This is a genomic window from Micromonospora sp. NPDC023956 (assembly GCF_040639195.1).
Classification (GTDB): Bacteria; Actinomycetota; Actinomycetes; order Mycobacteriales; family Micromonosporaceae; genus Micromonospora.
On record NZ_JBEZZN010000003.1, the window covers coordinates 509,849 to 524,041 of the forward strand.

Annotated in this window: 24 protein-coding genes; all 24 read left to right on the forward strand. The window is 67.6% G+C overall.

What is annotated here, in order from left to right; genetic code table 11:
• The first annotated feature begins 1 nt into the window (after position 1).
• The 24 genes from rpsG to rplO all read left to right on the forward strand — a co-directional run bounded on the left by rpsG (position 2) and on the right by rplO (position 14,018).
• A complete protein-coding gene (rpsG, locus tag AB0F58_RS08565) occupies positions 2-472 on the forward strand; it encodes a 30S ribosomal protein S7 (RefSeq protein ID WP_357139879.1) in 471 nt (156 codons plus the stop codon).
• Between the two features lie 77 nt (positions 473-549).
• Positions 550-2,646 (forward strand): elongation factor G, encoded by a 2,097-nt coding sequence (fusA, locus tag AB0F58_RS08570; protein ID WP_357139881.1) that lies wholly within the window; start codon positions 550-552, stop codon positions 2,644-2,646.
• A gap of 170 nt (positions 2,647-2,816) precedes the next feature.
• Positions 2,817-4,010, forward strand: a complete 1,194-nt coding sequence (gene tuf / locus AB0F58_RS08575; RefSeq protein WP_285789278.1) for an elongation factor Tu — start codon at positions 2,817-2,819, stop codon at positions 4,008-4,010.
• Positions 4,011-4,361: 351 nt separating this feature from the next.
• A complete protein-coding gene (gene rpsJ / locus AB0F58_RS08580; RefSeq protein WP_007073037.1) occupies positions 4,362-4,670 on the forward strand; it encodes a 30S ribosomal protein S10 in 309 nt (102 codons plus the stop codon).
• An 11-nt stretch (positions 4,671-4,681) separates the two neighbouring features.
• The gene (gene rplC, locus AB0F58_RS08585; RefSeq protein WP_357139885.1) at positions 4,682-5,347 is read left to right on the forward strand and encodes a 50S ribosomal protein L3; all 666 of its coding nucleotides are present in this window, start codon (positions 4,682-4,684) and stop codon (positions 5,345-5,347) included.
• Positions 5,344-6,009: a 50S ribosomal protein L4 gene (rplD, locus tag AB0F58_RS08590; protein WP_357139887.1), complete on the forward strand. Its 666-nt coding sequence runs from the start codon at positions 5,344-5,346 to the stop codon at positions 6,007-6,009. Before rplC ends, rplD begins: the two co-directional genes overlap by 4 nt.
• Positions 6,006-6,308, forward strand: coding sequence for a 50S ribosomal protein L23 (gene rplW / locus AB0F58_RS08595; protein WP_357139890.1), 303 nt, complete (start codon positions 6,006-6,008; stop codon positions 6,306-6,308). Before rplD ends, rplW begins: the two co-directional genes overlap by 4 nt.
• Positions 6,309-6,320: 12 nt before the next feature.
• On the forward strand, positions 6,321-7,160 hold the full coding sequence (gene rplB / locus AB0F58_RS08600; protein ID WP_091451932.1) for a 50S ribosomal protein L2: 840 nt from the start codon (positions 6,321-6,323) through the stop codon (positions 7,158-7,160).
• Between the two features lie 12 nt (positions 7,161-7,172).
• Positions 7,173-7,454 (forward strand): 30S ribosomal protein S19, encoded by a 282-nt coding sequence (rpsS, locus tag AB0F58_RS08605; protein WP_020520478.1) that lies wholly within the window; start codon positions 7,173-7,175, stop codon positions 7,452-7,454.
• 35 nt (positions 7,455-7,489) lie between these two features.
• Positions 7,490-7,957, forward strand: coding sequence for a 50S ribosomal protein L22 (gene rplV / locus AB0F58_RS08610; RefSeq protein WP_357139895.1), 468 nt, complete (start codon positions 7,490-7,492; stop codon positions 7,955-7,957).
• Positions 7,957-8,814 (forward strand): 30S ribosomal protein S3, encoded by an 858-nt coding sequence (gene rpsC, locus AB0F58_RS08615; RefSeq protein WP_285789273.1) that lies wholly within the window; start codon positions 7,957-7,959, stop codon positions 8,812-8,814. Before rplV ends, rpsC begins: the two co-directional genes overlap by 1 nt.
• Before the next feature lie 3 nt (positions 8,815-8,817).
• Positions 8,818-9,243: a 50S ribosomal protein L16 gene (gene rplP / locus AB0F58_RS08620; protein WP_007465292.1), complete on the forward strand. Its 426-nt coding sequence runs from the start codon at positions 8,818-8,820 to the stop codon at positions 9,241-9,243.
• Positions 9,243-9,479: a 50S ribosomal protein L29 gene (rpmC, locus tag AB0F58_RS08625; protein ID WP_091451921.1), complete on the forward strand. Its 237-nt coding sequence runs from the start codon at positions 9,243-9,245 to the stop codon at positions 9,477-9,479. Before rplP ends, rpmC begins: the two co-directional genes overlap by 1 nt.
• The gene (rpsQ, locus tag AB0F58_RS08630; protein ID WP_357139899.1) at positions 9,476-9,757 is read left to right on the forward strand and encodes a 30S ribosomal protein S17; all 282 of its coding nucleotides are present in this window, start codon (positions 9,476-9,478) and stop codon (positions 9,755-9,757) included. Before rpmC ends, rpsQ begins: the two co-directional genes overlap by 4 nt.
• A gap of 97 nt (positions 9,758-9,854) precedes the next feature.
• Positions 9,855-10,223 (forward strand): 50S ribosomal protein L14, encoded by a 369-nt coding sequence (rplN, locus tag AB0F58_RS08635; protein ID WP_007465279.1) that lies wholly within the window; start codon positions 9,855-9,857, stop codon positions 10,221-10,223.
• Entirely contained in the window at positions 10,220-10,540 is a 321-nt protein-coding gene (gene rplX / locus AB0F58_RS08640) for a 50S ribosomal protein L24 (RefSeq protein ID WP_176737754.1), read from the forward strand. The genes rplN and rplX overlap by 4 nt, the downstream gene beginning before the upstream one ends.
• Positions 10,540-11,109: a 50S ribosomal protein L5 gene (rplE, locus tag AB0F58_RS08645; protein WP_357139902.1), complete on the forward strand. Its 570-nt coding sequence runs from the start codon at positions 10,540-10,542 to the stop codon at positions 11,107-11,109. The genes rplX and rplE overlap by 1 nt, the downstream gene beginning before the upstream one ends.
• A 1-nt stretch (position 11,110) precedes the next feature.
• Entirely contained in the window at positions 11,111-11,296 is a 186-nt protein-coding gene (locus AB0F58_RS08650; RefSeq protein WP_007465272.1) for a type Z 30S ribosomal protein S14, read from the forward strand.
• Positions 11,297-11,392: 96 nt separating this feature from the next.
• Positions 11,393-11,800 (forward strand): 30S ribosomal protein S8, encoded by a 408-nt coding sequence (gene rpsH, locus AB0F58_RS08655; protein WP_357139905.1) that lies wholly within the window; start codon positions 11,393-11,395, stop codon positions 11,798-11,800.
• 16 nt (positions 11,801-11,816) lie between these two features.
• Positions 11,817-12,359, forward strand: a complete 543-nt coding sequence (rplF, locus tag AB0F58_RS08660; RefSeq protein WP_357139908.1) for a 50S ribosomal protein L6 — start codon at positions 11,817-11,819, stop codon at positions 12,357-12,359.
• Complete coding sequence (rplR, locus tag AB0F58_RS08665) at positions 12,356-12,745, forward strand: 50S ribosomal protein L18 (protein WP_357139911.1); 390 nt, start codon at positions 12,356-12,358, stop codon at positions 12,743-12,745. The genes rplF and rplR overlap by 4 nt, the downstream gene beginning before the upstream one ends.
• Before the next feature lie 33 nt (positions 12,746-12,778).
• A complete protein-coding gene (rpsE, locus tag AB0F58_RS08670; RefSeq protein ID WP_088982061.1) occupies positions 12,779-13,393 on the forward strand; it encodes a 30S ribosomal protein S5 in 615 nt (204 codons plus the stop codon).
• A complete protein-coding gene (gene rpmD, locus AB0F58_RS08675) occupies positions 13,393-13,575 on the forward strand; it encodes a 50S ribosomal protein L30 (RefSeq protein ID WP_088982062.1) in 183 nt (60 codons plus the stop codon). The genes rpsE and rpmD overlap by 1 nt, the downstream gene beginning before the upstream one ends.
• Positions 13,575-14,018: a 50S ribosomal protein L15 gene (gene rplO / locus AB0F58_RS08680; RefSeq protein ID WP_357139914.1), complete on the forward strand. Its 444-nt coding sequence runs from the start codon at positions 13,575-13,577 to the stop codon at positions 14,016-14,018. The genes rpmD and rplO overlap by 1 nt, the downstream gene beginning before the upstream one ends.
• The last annotated feature ends 175 nt before the right edge of the window (positions 14,019-14,193 follow it).

The window sequence follows — 14,193 nt, forward strand, 5'->3', positions numbered from 1 at the left end:
GATGCCGCGTAAGGGACCCGCTCCGCGGCGGCCGCTGGTCGCTGACCCGGTGTACAACTCGCCGCTGGTCACCCAGCTCGTGAACAAGATCCTGCTGCGCGGCAAGCGTCAGCTCGCCGAGCGCATCGTGTACGCGGCCCTGGAGGGCTGCCGCGAGAAGTCCGGCACCGACCCCGTCGTCACCCTGAAGCGGGCGATGGACAACGTCAAGCCGACCCTCGAGGTGCGCAGCCGCCGTGTCGGTGGCGCCACCTACCAGGTTCCGGTCGAGGTGCGTCCGGCGCGGGCGACCACGCTCGGGCTGCGCTGGCTGGTCACGTACTCCCGCGCGCGTCGCGAGAAGACCATGGTCGACCGGCTGATGAACGAGCTGCTGGACGCCAGCAACGGTCTCGGCGCCGCCGTCAAGCGGCGTGAGGACACGCACAAGATGGCCGAGTCCAACAAGGCCTTCGCGCACTACCGCTGGTAACACATCAGGTTCCGGTGCCCTCCGGGGCGCCGGAACCGCCACCAGTTGAGTCGAGACGACGATAAGTAGGGATTGAAGTGGCCGCCGCAGACGCGCTCGCCAACGTACGCAACATCGGCATCATGGCGCACATCGATGCCGGTAAGACCACGACCACCGAGCGGATCCTGTTCTACACCGGCATCACGTACAAGATCGGTGAAGTCCACGAGGGCGCCGCCGTCATGGACTGGATGGAGCAGGAGCAGGAGCGGGGGATCACCATCACCTCCGCCGCCACCAAGTGTGAGTGGAAGGGCCACACGATCCAGATCATCGACACGCCCGGCCACGTCGACTTCACGGTCGAGGTCGAGCGGTCGCTGCGGGTGCTGGACGGTGCGGTGGCGGTCTACGACGGTGTCGCCGGTGTGGAGCCGCAGACGGAGAACGTCTGGCGTCAGGCCGACAAGTACAACGTCCCGCGGATGTGCTTCGTCAACAAGCTCGACCGGACCGGTGCCGACTTCTTCCGCTGCGTGCAGATGATGATCGACCGGCTCAACGCCACCCCGCTGGTGCTCCAGATCCCGATCGGCAACGAGTCCGACTTCATCGGCGTGGTCGACCTGGTCGAGATGCGTGCCCTCACCTGGCGTGGCGAGACCCAGAAGGGCGAGGACTACGCGGTCGAGGAGATCCCGGCCGACCTGGCCGACTCCGCCGCCGAGTGGCGCGAGAAGCTGATGGAGACCCTCGCCGACGTCGACGACGCGGTGATGGAGAAGTACCTGGAGGGCGAGGAGATCTCCGTCGAGGAGGTCAAGGCCGCCATCCGCCGGGCCACCATCGGCGGCAAGGCGAACCCGGTCCTCACCGGTACCGCCTTCAAGAACAAGGGCATCCAGCCGATGCTCGACGCGGTGGTCGCCTACCTGCCGTCGCCGCTGGACATCCCGGCCATCGAGGGCACCGCGACCGACGGGGAGACCCCGTTGCAGCGGAAGCCGTCGAAGTCGGAGCCCTTCTCCGCGCTGGCCTTCAAGATCCAGACGGACAAGCACCTCGGCAAGCTCACCTACGTCCGGATCTACTCCGGCACGCTCGAGTCCGGCTCCCAGGTGGTCAACTCCACCAAGGACCGCAAGGAGCGGATCGGCAAGATCTACCAGATGCACGCCAACAAGCGGGAGGAGCGCGGCTCCGCCCAGGCTGGCGACATCATCGCGGTGCAGGGTCTGAAGCAGACCACCACCGGTGACACGCTCTGCGACCCGGCGAACCCGGTCATCCTGGAGTCGATGACGTTCCCGGAGCCGGTCATCGAGGTCGCGATCGAGCCGAAGACCAAGGCCGACCAGGAGAAGCTCAGCACCGCCATCCAGCGGCTCGCCGAGGAGGACCCGACCTTCCGCGTGAAGCTGGACGACCAGACCGGCCAGACGGTCATCTCCGGCATGGGCGAGCTGCACCTGGACATCCTGGTCGACCGGATGCGCCGCGAGTTCAACGTCGAGGCGAACATCGGCAAGCCGCAGGTGGCGTACCGCGAGACCATCCGCCGCAAGGTGGAGAAGGTCGAGTACACCCACAAGAAGCAGACCGGTGGTTCCGGCCAGTACGCCCGGGTGATCATCAGCCTGGAGCCGCTGCCGCTGGGGAACGACGCCCCGACCTACGAGTTCGCCAACGCCGTGACCGGTGGCCGTATCCCCCGGGAGTTCATCCCCTCGGTGGACGCGGGCGCCCAGGACGCCATGCAGTACGGCATCCTCGCCGGCTTCCCCGTGGTGGGCGTCAAGCTCACCCTGGTGGACGGCCAGTACCACGAGGTCGACTCGTCGGAAATGGCATTCAAGATCGCCGGCTCGATGGCGATGAAGGAGGCGGCCCGCAAGGCCGACCCCGCTCTCCTCGAGCCGATGATGGCCGTTGAGGTCACCACTCCGGAGGAGAACATGGGTGACGTCATCGGCGACCTCAACTCCCGCCGCGGCATCATCCAGGCGATGGAGGAGCGCAGCGGCGCCCGCGTCGTCCGGGCTCTGGTGCCGTTGTCGGAGATGTTCGGCTACGTCGGCGACCTGCGGTCGAAGACCCAGGGCCGGGCTAGCTACAGCATGCAGTTCGACTCCTACGCCGAGGTTCCGGCCAGCGTGGCGAAGGAGATCATCGCGAAGGCCACGGGCGAGTAATCCTCTCGCCCACGGCCTCCGCGGGGCTGTGTGAGACCGGGCCTGTAGGCTTCACCGCCGCAAGTCCCACAAGCTCTCCGACCGTACGGTCGGAAAGGCTGTCGACAGAGTCCTAAGCGCCGAACGGCGCGCCGGGGCGTACGAACCAAGAAGTCCACAGGAGGACACCAGTGGCGAAGGCTAAGTTCGAGCGGACTAAGCCGCACGTCAACATCGGCACCATTGGTCACATCGACCACGGTAAGACGACGCTGACGGCGGCCATCACCAAGGTCCTGCACGACCAGTACCCGGACCTCAACCCGTACACGCCGTTCGACGAGATCGACAAGGCGCCGGAGGAGAAGGCCCGCGGCATCACGATCTCGATCGCGCACGTCGAGTACCAGACCGAGAACCGGCACTACGCGCACGTCGACTGCCCCGGGCACGCCGACTACATCAAGAACATGATCACCGGTGCCGCGCAGATGGACGGCGCGATCCTGGTGGTGGCGGCGACCGACGGTCCGATGCCGCAGACCCGCGAGCACGTGCTGCTGGCCCGCCAGGTCGGCGTGCCGTACATCGTCGTGGCGCTCAACAAGAGCGACATGGTCGACGACGAGGAGCTCCTGGAGCTCGTCGAGCTCGAGGTTCGTGAGCTGCTCTCGAACCAGGAGTACCCGGGCGACGACCTGCCGGTCGTCCAGGTCTCGGCGCTGAAGGCCCTCGAGGGTGACCCCGTGTGGACCGAGAAGCTCCTGGAGCTGATGAACGCGGTCGACACCGCGATCCCGCAGCCGGAGCGCGAGACCGAGAAGCCGTTCCTGATGCCGATCGAGGACGTCTTCACGATCACCGGTCGTGGCACCGTCGTCACCGGTCGCGCCGAGCGCGGCATCCTCAAGCCGAACGAGGAGGTGGAGATCGTCGGCATCAAGGAGAAGTCGATGAAGACGGTCTGCACCGGTATCGAGATGTTCCGCAAGCTGCTCGACGAGGCCCGCGCGGGCGAGAACGTCGGTCTGCTGCTGCGGGGTATCAAGCGCGAGGACGTCGAGCGCGGCATGGTGGTCGTCAAGCCGGGCACCTCGACCCCCCACACGGAGTTCGAGGCGACCGTCTACATCCTCTCCAAGGAGGAGGGCGGCCGGCACACCCCGTTCTTCCAGAACTACCGTCCGCAGTTCTACTTCCGGACCACGGACGTCACCGGCGTCGTCACGCTGCCCGAGGGCACCGAGATGGTCATGCCGGGTGACAACACCACGATGACCGTGAAGCTGATCCAGCCCATCGCGATGGAGGACAACCTCAAGTTCGCGATCCGGGAGGGTGGCCGTACGGTCGGCGCTGGTCGCGTCACCAAGATCATCAAGTGAGCTGGGTAACCCCGATTAGGCCCGCCGCCGGTCGTGCGGCATACTAGTCAGGTTGCGTAACGACAGTTCGTCGCCTGCGTTCGGATTTCCGCCGAACCTCCGGGTGAGAGAACAGTCGGGCGTAGGGTGGTTGGCGGCCTGCTGCCAACCACCCTCGCACGGCGTTCAGGTCGCGGTAGTGCGATCGGCGCCTTGACCCACCGTGCGGTCAGTGTCGCTCCGGCATCCCGGGGCGGAGCCTGGCCCGAGGGCGCGACACGCCCGACCGCGGGGGTCGGCGGAAGTGGGCCTGTGCCAGCCGGTGCAGGCGCCCGCAACACAGCGGCATCGAGAGAAGGAACAGAAGCCACCATGGCGGGACAGAAGATCCGCATCCGGCTCAAGGCCTATGACCACGAGGTCGTCGACTCCTCGGCTCGGAAGATCGTCGAGACGGTGACGCGCACCGGGGCGCAGGTCGCGGGCCCGGTGCCGCTGCCCACGGAGATCAACCGTTTCTGCGTTATCCGCTCGCCGCACAAGTACAAGGACTCGCGCGAGCACTTCGAGATGCGCACGCACAAGCGGCTGATCGACATCATCGACCCGACCCCCAAGACGGTCGACTCGCTCATGCGCCTCGACCTGCCGGCTGGCGTCGACATCGAGATCAAGCTGTAGGGACCGGACAAATGGACAGGCAAGTAAAGGGGATCCTGGGCGCCAAGCTCGGCATGACCCAGGTCTGGGACAACAACAAGGTTGTGCCGGTGACCGTGGTTCAGGCCGGCCCGTGCGTCGTCAGCCAGGTTCGTAGCGCCGAGAAGGACGGTTACCCCGCCATCCAGCTGGCCTACGGCGCGATCGACCCGCGCAAGGTCAAGAAGCCGATCAGCGGGCACTACGCGAAGGCCGATGTGGCGCCGCGCCGGCACATCGTCGAGCTGCGCACCGTCGACGCCGCCGAGTACTCGCTCGGCCAAGAGGTCACCGTCTCCGAGTTCGCCCCCGGCGTCTCGATCGACGTGACCGGCAAGACGAAGGGCAAGGGTTACGCCGGCCCGATGAAGCGGCACGGCTTCCACGGCCTGCGGGCCAGCCACGGTGTCGAGCGCAAGCACCGCTCGCCCGGCTCGATCGGCGCCTGCGCCACCCCGGGTCGCGTCTTCAAGGGCACCCGGATGGCCGGCCGGATGGGTGGCGTGCGCTACACCGTCCAGAACCTGACCGTCCAGGCGGTCGACACCGAGAACAACCTCCTGCTCGTCCGCGGCGCCATCCCCGGCCCGAAGGGCGCGCTGGTCCTGGTCCGTACCGCGGCCAAGACCAAGGCGAAGAAGGGCGGTGCGGCGAAGTGACCACGGTTGACGTGCTCACCGTCGACGGCACCAAGAAGGGCTCCGTCGAGCTCCCGGCAGACGTCTTCGACGTGCAGGCCAACGTCGCGCTGATGCACCAGGTGGTGGTGGCCCAGCTCGCGGCCGCCCGCCAGGGCACGCACAAGGTGAAGACCCGCGGCGAGGTCTCCGGCGGCGGCAAGAAGCCGTACAAGCAGAAGGGCACCGGCCGCGCCCGCCAGGGTTCGACCCGGGCGCCGCAGTTCGCCGGTGGTGGAGTGGTGCACGGCCCGGTGCCGCGCGACTACAGCCAGCGGACCCCCAAGAAGATGAAGGCCGCCGCGCTGCGCGGTGCCCTCTCCGACCGGGCCCGCGCCGGCCAGGTACACGTCGTCGAGGCGTTCGTCACCGGCGAGAAGCCGTCCACCAAGGCGGCTCTGGCCACGCTGACGAAGCTGTCCGACGCTCGCCGGGTCCTGGTCGTGCTGAGCAGCACCGACGAGCTGAACTGGGTGTCGCTGCGCAACCTGCGCAACACGCGGGACAGCCGGGTGCACCTGATCGAGGCCGGCCAGCTCAACACGTACGACGTGCTGGTGGCCGACGACGTGGTCTTCACCAAGGACGCCCTGGACGAGTTCCTCGGCGTTCCCGCCGAGACCACCGAGGAGGGTGGCAAGTGAGCACGATCGCCGACCCGCGCGACATCATCGTGGCGCCGGTCGTCTCGGAGAAGAGCTACAGCGAGCTGAACCGCAACTGGTACACCTTCCTGGTGCACCCGGACGCCAACAAGACCGCGATCAAGATCGCTATCCAGCAGATCTTCAACGTCCGCGTCCTGACGGTCAACACGCTCAACCGCGAGGGCAAGCGCAAGCGGACCAAGACTGGGTTCGGCCAGCGCAAGGCCACCAAGCGCGCGATGGTGAAGCTGGCTGACGGTGACCGTATCGAGGCCTTCGGCGGCCCGGTCAGCTGAGGGGTGTAGACAATGGCTATCCGTAAGTACAAGCCGACGACGCCGGGCCGGCGTGGCTCCAGTGTCGCCGACTTCGCCGAGATCACCCGGTCGACGCCGGAGAAGTCGCTGCTGGCTCCGCTGCCGAAGAAGGGCGGTCGGAACGCCCACGGCCGGATCACCGCCCGGCACCAGGGTGGTGGCCACAAGCGTCAGTACCGTCTGATCGACTTCAAGCGGGTCGACAAGGACGGCGTGCCGGCGAAGGTCGCCCACATCGAGTACGACCCGAACCGCACCGCGCGCATCGCGCTGCTGCACTACGCCGACGGCGAGAAGCGCTACATCCTCGCGCCGAAGGACCTGAAGCAGGGCGACGCCGTCGAGTCGGGCCCCGGCGCGGACATCAAGCCGGGCAACAACCTGCCGCTGCGGAACATCCCGGTCGGTACCACCATCCACAGCGTGGAGCTGCGTCCGGGTGGCGGTGCCAAGCTGGCCCGCTCGGCCGGCGTCGGCATCCAGCTGCTCGGCCGGGAGGGCGCGTACGCCACCCTCCGGATGCCCTCCGGTGAGATCCGGCGGGTCGACGTCCGCTGCCGCGCGAGCGTCGGCGAGATCGGCAACGCCGACCAGTCGAACATCAACTGGGGCAAGGCCGGCCGGATGCGGTGGAAGGGCAAGCGCCCGACCGTCCGTGGTGTGGCGATGAACCCGGTGGACCACCCGCACGGTGGTGGTGAGGGTAAGACCTCCGGTGGTCGCCACCCGGTCAACCCGAAGGGTAAGCCCGAGGGCCGTACCCGCCGTAAGGGCCAGCCGAGCGACCGGCTGATCGTCCGCCGCCGCTACGCCACGCGTAAGCGCGGCTGAGGGAGATAGAAGATGCCTCGCAGCCTGAAGAAGGGCCCGTTCATCGACGACCACCTGCTCAAGAAGGTGGAAGTGCAGAACGAGAAGGGCTCGAAGAACGTCATCAAGACCTGGTCGCGGCGCTCGACGATCATCCCGGAGATGCTGGGACACACGATCGCCGTGCACGACGGACGCAAGCACGTCCCGGTGTTCGTCACCGAGGCGATGGTCGGGCACAAGCTCGGCGAGTTCGCGCTGACCCGCACGTTCAAGGGTCACGAGAAGGACGACCGCAAGAGCCGCCGCCGCTAGGCGAGCCACGGATAGAGGAACAAGGGGTTACAGCGATGCCAGGAAAGGGCGACGCTCCGGTGCTTCCGGGCGCGCGGGCGATTGCGCGGCACGTGCGCATCTCGCCGATGAAGGCGCGCCGGGTGGTCAACCTCGTCCGCGGCCTGCCCGCGAAGGAGGCGCTCACGGTGCTGCAGTTCGCGCCGCAGGCCGCGAGCGAGCAGGTGTACAAGGTGCTCGCTAGCGCGATCGCCAACGCGGAGAACAACGAGCGGCTGGACCCCGACGCGCTGCTCGTCAGCGAGGCGTTCGTCGACGAGGGCCCGACCATGAAGCGGTTCCGGCCGCGGGCGCAGGGCCGGGCGTACCGGATCCGCAAGCGCACGTGCCACATCACCGTGGCGGTCGAGGCGGTCGCGCCGGCCGCGCCGAAGAAGTCTTCGGCGAAGAAGGCGGCTCCGGCGAAGCAGGCCGAGCCGGCTGAGACGGCCGAGACGCAGAGCAAGACGGAGGGCGCCGAGTAATGGGTCAGAAGGTTCACCCGCACGGGTTCCGGCTCGGCATCTCGACCGACTGGAAGTCCCGCTGGTTCGCGGACAAGCTCTACAAGGACTACATCGGCGAGGACGTCAAGATCCGCCGCATGATGTCCAAGGGGCTGGAGCGGGCCGGCATCTCCAAGGTCGACATCGAGCGGACCCGGGACCGGGTCCGGGTCGACATCCACACCGCCCGTCCGGGCATCGTCATCGGCCGTAAGGGCGCCGAGGCGGACCGGATCCGTGGCGAGCTGGAGAAGCTCACCGGTAAGCAGGTGCAGCTGAACATCATCGAGGTGAAGAGCCCCGAGTCGGACGCTCAGCTCGTCGCGCAGGGCGTGGCCGAGCAGCTCTCCAGCCGGGTCAGCTTCCGTCGGGCGATGCGTAAGGCCATGCAGTCCGCGATGAAGAACCCGGTCTGCAAGGGCATCCGGGTCCAGGTCTCGGGCCGGCTCGGCGGCGCCGAGATGAGCCGGACCGAGTTCTACCGTGAGGGTCGGGTTCCGCTGCACACGCTGCGGGCCAACATCGAGTACGGCTTCTTCGAGGCCCGTACCACCTTCGGCCGGATCGGCGTGAAGGTCTGGATCTACAAGGGCGACGCGGTCCCGGGCCGGGAGGCCCCGGCCGAGACCGCCCCGTCCCGCCCGCGCCGTGAGCGTGGCGACCGTCCCGACCGTCCGCGCCGTGGTCGCTCCGGTTCCGCCGGTACGACCTCCGGTGGCACCGAGGCCGGCCGCGCCGCAGCGACCACCGTCGCGCAGCAGGCCGAGACGCCGAGTGGCGAGCCGGTGGACGCTTCCGCCGTCGCCGCCGCGGCAGAAACGCAGCAGGAGGGCTGACAGATGCTGATGCCGCGCAAGCCCCCGAAGGGCTTCCGCAAGCCGCACCACCCGGACCGCAGTGGCGCGTCCAAGGGTGGTAACCGGGTGGTGTTCGGCGAGTTCGGGATCCAGGCTCTCGAGCCGGCGTACGTCACGAACCGGCAGATCGAGTCGGCTCGTATCGCGATGACCCGTCACATCAAGCGTGGCGGCAAGGTCTGGATCACGATCTTCCCGGACCAGGCGCTGACCAAGAAGCCGGCGGAAACCCGGATGGGTTCCGGTAAGGGATCGCCCGAGTGGTGGGTGGCCAACGTGAAGCCGGGGCGGGTTCTCTTCGAGATGTCCTTCCCCAACGAGCAGATCGCGCGAGAGGCGATGCGTCGCGCGATCCACAAGCTCCCGATGAAGTGCCGCATTGTGACGCGCGAAGTGGGTGAATCCTGATGGCAGCGGGCGTTAAGGCCGCCGAGCTGCGTGAGCTCTCCGACGAGGAGCTGGTCACGAAGCTGCGGGAGGCCAAGGCGGAGCTGTTCAACCTCCGCGTTCAGGCCGCCACCGGTCAGCTTGACAACAACCGGCGGCTCCAGGTCATCCGTCGGGAGATCGCCCGGATCTACACGATCATGCGTGAGCGCGAGCTGGGGCTCTCGGTCGCGCCGACTGAGGTGACTGCATCATGAGCGAGACCGAGAACACCACCGCCACCGTGCGGGCTCGCCGCAAGGTCCGGGAGGGCCTCGTGGTCAGCGACAAGATGGACAAGACCGTCGTTGTCGAGGTCGAGGACCGGGTCAAGCACGCGTTGTACGGCAAGATCATGCGCCGGACCCGCAAGCTGAAGGTGCACGACGAGCAGAACGCCGCCGGCATCGGCGACCGGGTCCTGATCATGGAGACCCGGCCGCTCTCGGCCACCAAGCGGTGGCGGCTCGTGGAGATCCAGGAAAAGGCCAAGTAGCGAAGGCTCGAGCTCGCCCGGCGTCAGTCGGGCGCAGGTTCCGCCAGGCTCCGGCCGCGTGCAGCGGCCGGAGAACCGGCAGACATAGGAGATAGACGTGATTCAGCAGGAGTCGCGACTGCGCGTCGCCGACAACACGGGTGCCAGGGAGATCCTGTGCATCCGGGTTCTCGGTGGCTCCGGTCGGCGCTACGCGAGTATCGGCGACGTCATCGTGGCCACCGTCAAGGACGCGATCCCGGGTGCCGGTGTGAAGAAGGGCGACGTCGTCAAGGCCGTCGTCGTCCGCACCGCCAAGGAAAGGCGGCGGCCGGACGGCTCGTACATCCGCTTCGACGAGAACGCCGCCGTCATCATCAAGGACGGTGGGGACCCGCGCGGTACCCGTATCTTCGGCCCGGTCGGTCGGGAGCTGCGGGACAAGCGGTTCATGAAGATCATCTCTCTCGCGCCGGAGGTGTTGTGACCGTGAAGGTCAAGAAGGGCGACACGGTCGTCGTCATCGCCGGCAAGGACAAGGGCGCCAAGGGCAAGGTCATCGCGGCCTACCCGCGGCAGGACAAGGTCCTGGTCGAGGGCGTGAACCGCGTCAAGAAGCACACCCGCATCCGCACCACCCAGCGTGGCGCCAAGACCGGTGGCATCGTCACCCAGGAGGCCCCGATCCACGTCTCGAACGTGCAGGTCCTGGACTCCGAGGGCAAGCCGACCCGCATCGGGTACCGGTTCGACGACAACGGCCAGAAGGTCCGCATCGCGCGTAGCACCGGTAAGGACCTGTGATGACCACGGCTACCGAAACCAAGACCCTGCCGCGCCTCAAGGAGCGGTACCGCAACGAGATCGTGGCCAAGCTGCAGGAGCAGCACAGCTACGCGAACCCCATGCAGGTTCCGCGGCTGGTCAAGATCGTCGTCAACATGGGTGTGGGCGAGGCCGCCCGCGACGCCAAGTTGATCGACGGCGCGGTCCGCGACCTCGCGACGATCACCGGCCAGAAGCCGCAGGTGCGGCGGGCCACCAAGTCCATCGCGCAGTTCAAGCTCCGCGAGGGCATGCCGATCGGCGCGAAGGTCACCCTGCGCGGCGACCGGATGTGGGAGTTCCTGGACCGGCTGCTCTCCATCGCGCTGCCGCGTATCCGGGACTTCCGCGGTCTGGACGGGCGCAAGCTCGACGGGCACGGCAACTACACGTTCGGTCTGACCGAGCAGTCGGTGTTCCACGAGATCGACCAGGACAGGATCGATCGCCAGCGGGGCATGGACATCACGGTGGTCACGACCGCCACGACCGACGACGAGGGCCGGGCGCTGCTCAAGTTCCTGGGCTTCCCGTTCAAGGAGAACTGAGATGGCCAAGAAGGCGCTGATCATCAAGGCGGCCGCGAAGCCGAAGTTCTCGGTTCGCGCGTACACCCGCTGCCAGCGGTGCGGGCGTCCGAAGGCGGTCTACCGCAAGTTCGGTCTCTGCCGGGTGTGCATCCGGGAGATGGCCCACCGCGGTGAGCTGCCCGGCGTGTCCAAGGCTTCCTGGTAATAGCCCGGCGCGCTCCGCGCGTCAGCTGCACTGTCTCTTCGCCGTAGGCCCTGGGCGTACCCGTGGGAACCCCGGCGAGAAAGGTAGACGAAATCCATGACGATGACCGACCCGATCGCAGACATGCTCACGCGTCTGCGGAACGCCAACCAGGCGTACCACGACCGGGTGACGATGCCCTACTCCAAGATCAAGGCGAACATCGCCGAGGTCTTGAAGGCCGAGGGTTACATCGCCACCTGGTCGGTCGAGGAGCCCGAGGAGGGCGCCGTCGGCAAGCGACTGGTCGTCGAGCTGAAGTACGGCCAGAACCGGGAGCGGAGCCTGGCCGGCATCAAGCGCGTGTCCAAGCCTGGTCTCCGGGTGTACGCCAAGTCGGAAGGGCTCCCGCGGGTGCTCGGCGGCCTCGGCGTGGCGATCATTTCGACGTCCCAGGGGCTGCTCACTGACCGGCAGGCCCGCAAGCGGAGCGTTGGCGGGGAAGTCCTCGCCTTCGTCTGGTAACGGGAGACAGGTAGAAATGTCGCGTATTGGACGTAAGTCGATCCCGGTGCCAGCCGGCGTCGATGTCACGATCGACGGCCAGACCGTCAAGGTCAAGGGCCCCAAGGGCGAGCTGTCGCACACCGTCTCCGAGCCGATCACGGTGGAGAAGGCGGAGAACGGCGAGCTGCAGGTCAACCGCCCGAACGATGAGCGGAAGGCCAAGGAGCTGCACGGCCTGAGCCGGACCCTGGTGGCGAACATGATCGTCGGGGTCACCGAGGGCTACCGCAAGAGCCTGGAGATCGCCGGCACCGGTTACCGGGTGACCGCCAAGGGCAATGACCTCGAGTTCGCGCTCGGGTTCTCGCACCCGGTCCTGGTCCCCGCTCCGGACGGCATCACCTTCACCGTCGAGAAGCCGACCGTGTTCCACGTGGCCGGCATCGACAAGCAGCTCGTCGGTGAGGTAGCCGCCAACATCCGGAAGATCCGCCCGCCGGAGCCGTACAAGGGCAAGGGTGTGAAGTACCAGGGCGAGGTCATCCGCCGTAAGGCTGGAAAGGCAGGTAAGAAGTGAGCGCCACGCTGCTCAAGCGCCGCCGCGGCGTCGCCGCCAAGCGTGCCGTCGGGCGTGCGCGTCGGCACTTCCGGGTGCGCAAGAACGTCAACGGCACCGCCGAGCGTCCCCGCCTGGTCGTCACCCGGTCGCTGCGTCACATCGTGGCCCAGATCGTCGACGACACCAAGGGTCACACCCTGGCGTCGGCCTCGACCCTGGACGCCTCGCTGCGCGGCACCGAGGGCGACAAGAGCGCCCTGGCCGGCAAGGTCGGCAGCCTGCTCGCCGAGCGGGCCAAGGCCGCCGGCGTCTCGAAGGTCGTCTTCGACCGTGGTGGCAACCGGTACGCGGGGCGCGTCGCCGCCCTGGCCGATGCCGCTCGCGAAGCCGGACTCGAGTTCTAACAACCCCGTCACGAGAGAGAAGGAAGGCTGCTGATGCCAGGTCAACAGCGCCGTGGCGGCGGGTCCGGTGGCAACGAGGGTGGTCGCCGCGACAACCGCCGTGAGGGCGGCCGCGGAAACGCGCCCGTCGAGAAGACCCCGCACCTCGAGCGGGTCGTCGCGATCAACCGCGTCGCCAAGGTCGTGAAGGGTGGTCGTCGCTTCAGCTTCACCGCCCTGGTGATCGTGGGCGACGGCGACGGCACCGTCGGCGTGGGCTACGGAAAGGCCAAGGAGGTGCCCGCGGCGATCGCCAAGGGCGTCGAGGAGGCCAAGAAGCACTTCTTCAAGGTGCCGCGGATCGGCGCCTCGATCCCGCACCCGGTGCAGGGCGAGGACGCGGCCGGTGTGGTGCTGCTCAAGCCGGCGTCCGCCGGTACGGGTGTCATCGCCGGTGGCCCGGTGCGTGCCGTGCTGGAGTGCGCGGGTATCCACGACGTGCTCTCCAAGAGCCTCGGCTCGTCGAACCCGATCAACATCGTGCACGCCACGGTGGCGGCTCTGAAGGGGCTGGAGTCCCCGGAGCAGGTCGCTGCCCGTCGTGGCCTGCCGGTGGAGGATGTCGCGCCGGCCGCCATGCTGGCCGCGCGGGCGGGGGTGGCGTCCTGATGGCACGTCTGAAGGTCACCCAGGTCCGGTCCGGGATCGGGACCAAGCACAACCAGCGTGAGTCGCTGCGTTCGCTCGGTCTCAAGCGGATCAACGACGTGGTGGTCAAGGAGGACCGCCCCGAGATTCGGGGCATGATCTTCGCGGTCAACCACCTCGTGAAGGTCGAGGAGGTCGAGTAATGACGATCAAGGTCCACCACCTGCGCCCGGCGCCCGGTGCCAAGACCGCCAAGACCCGGGTGGGTCGTGGTGAGGGCTCCAAGGGCAAGACCGCCGGTCGCGGTACGAAGGGCTCGAAGGCCCGTAAGAACATCTCGCCGGCGTTCGAGGGTGGGCAGATGCCCATCCACATGCGCCTGCCGAAGATGAAGGGCTTCAAGAACAAGTTCAAGGTGGTCTTCCAGGTGGTCAACCTGGACCGCCTCGCCGAACTCTTCCCCAACGGGGGTCAGATCGGTCCCGACGAGCTTGTCGAGGCCGGGGCGGTCCGTAAGGGCCATCCGGTGAAGGTTCTCGGCAGCGGGGACCTCGGTGGGGTGGCGCTCCAGGTGTCGGCGCACGCGTTCAGCGCGTCGGCCAAGGAGAAGATCGCTGCCGCCGGTGGTTCCGCCACCGAGCTGTAGGGCACCCAGGACCGTGGCGCCCGCTCAGTTGTCAACAACTGGCGGGCGCCACGGTCTACTGCGCGTCAGTGTTCCGAATCACATCGTTACCGGTTTATGTTTCCGGGCAAGCCTGCCCGGACAGCGGTCGGACTGTTAGAGTCCGTTCCCAGCTATGGATATCGGGCGCTCGCCC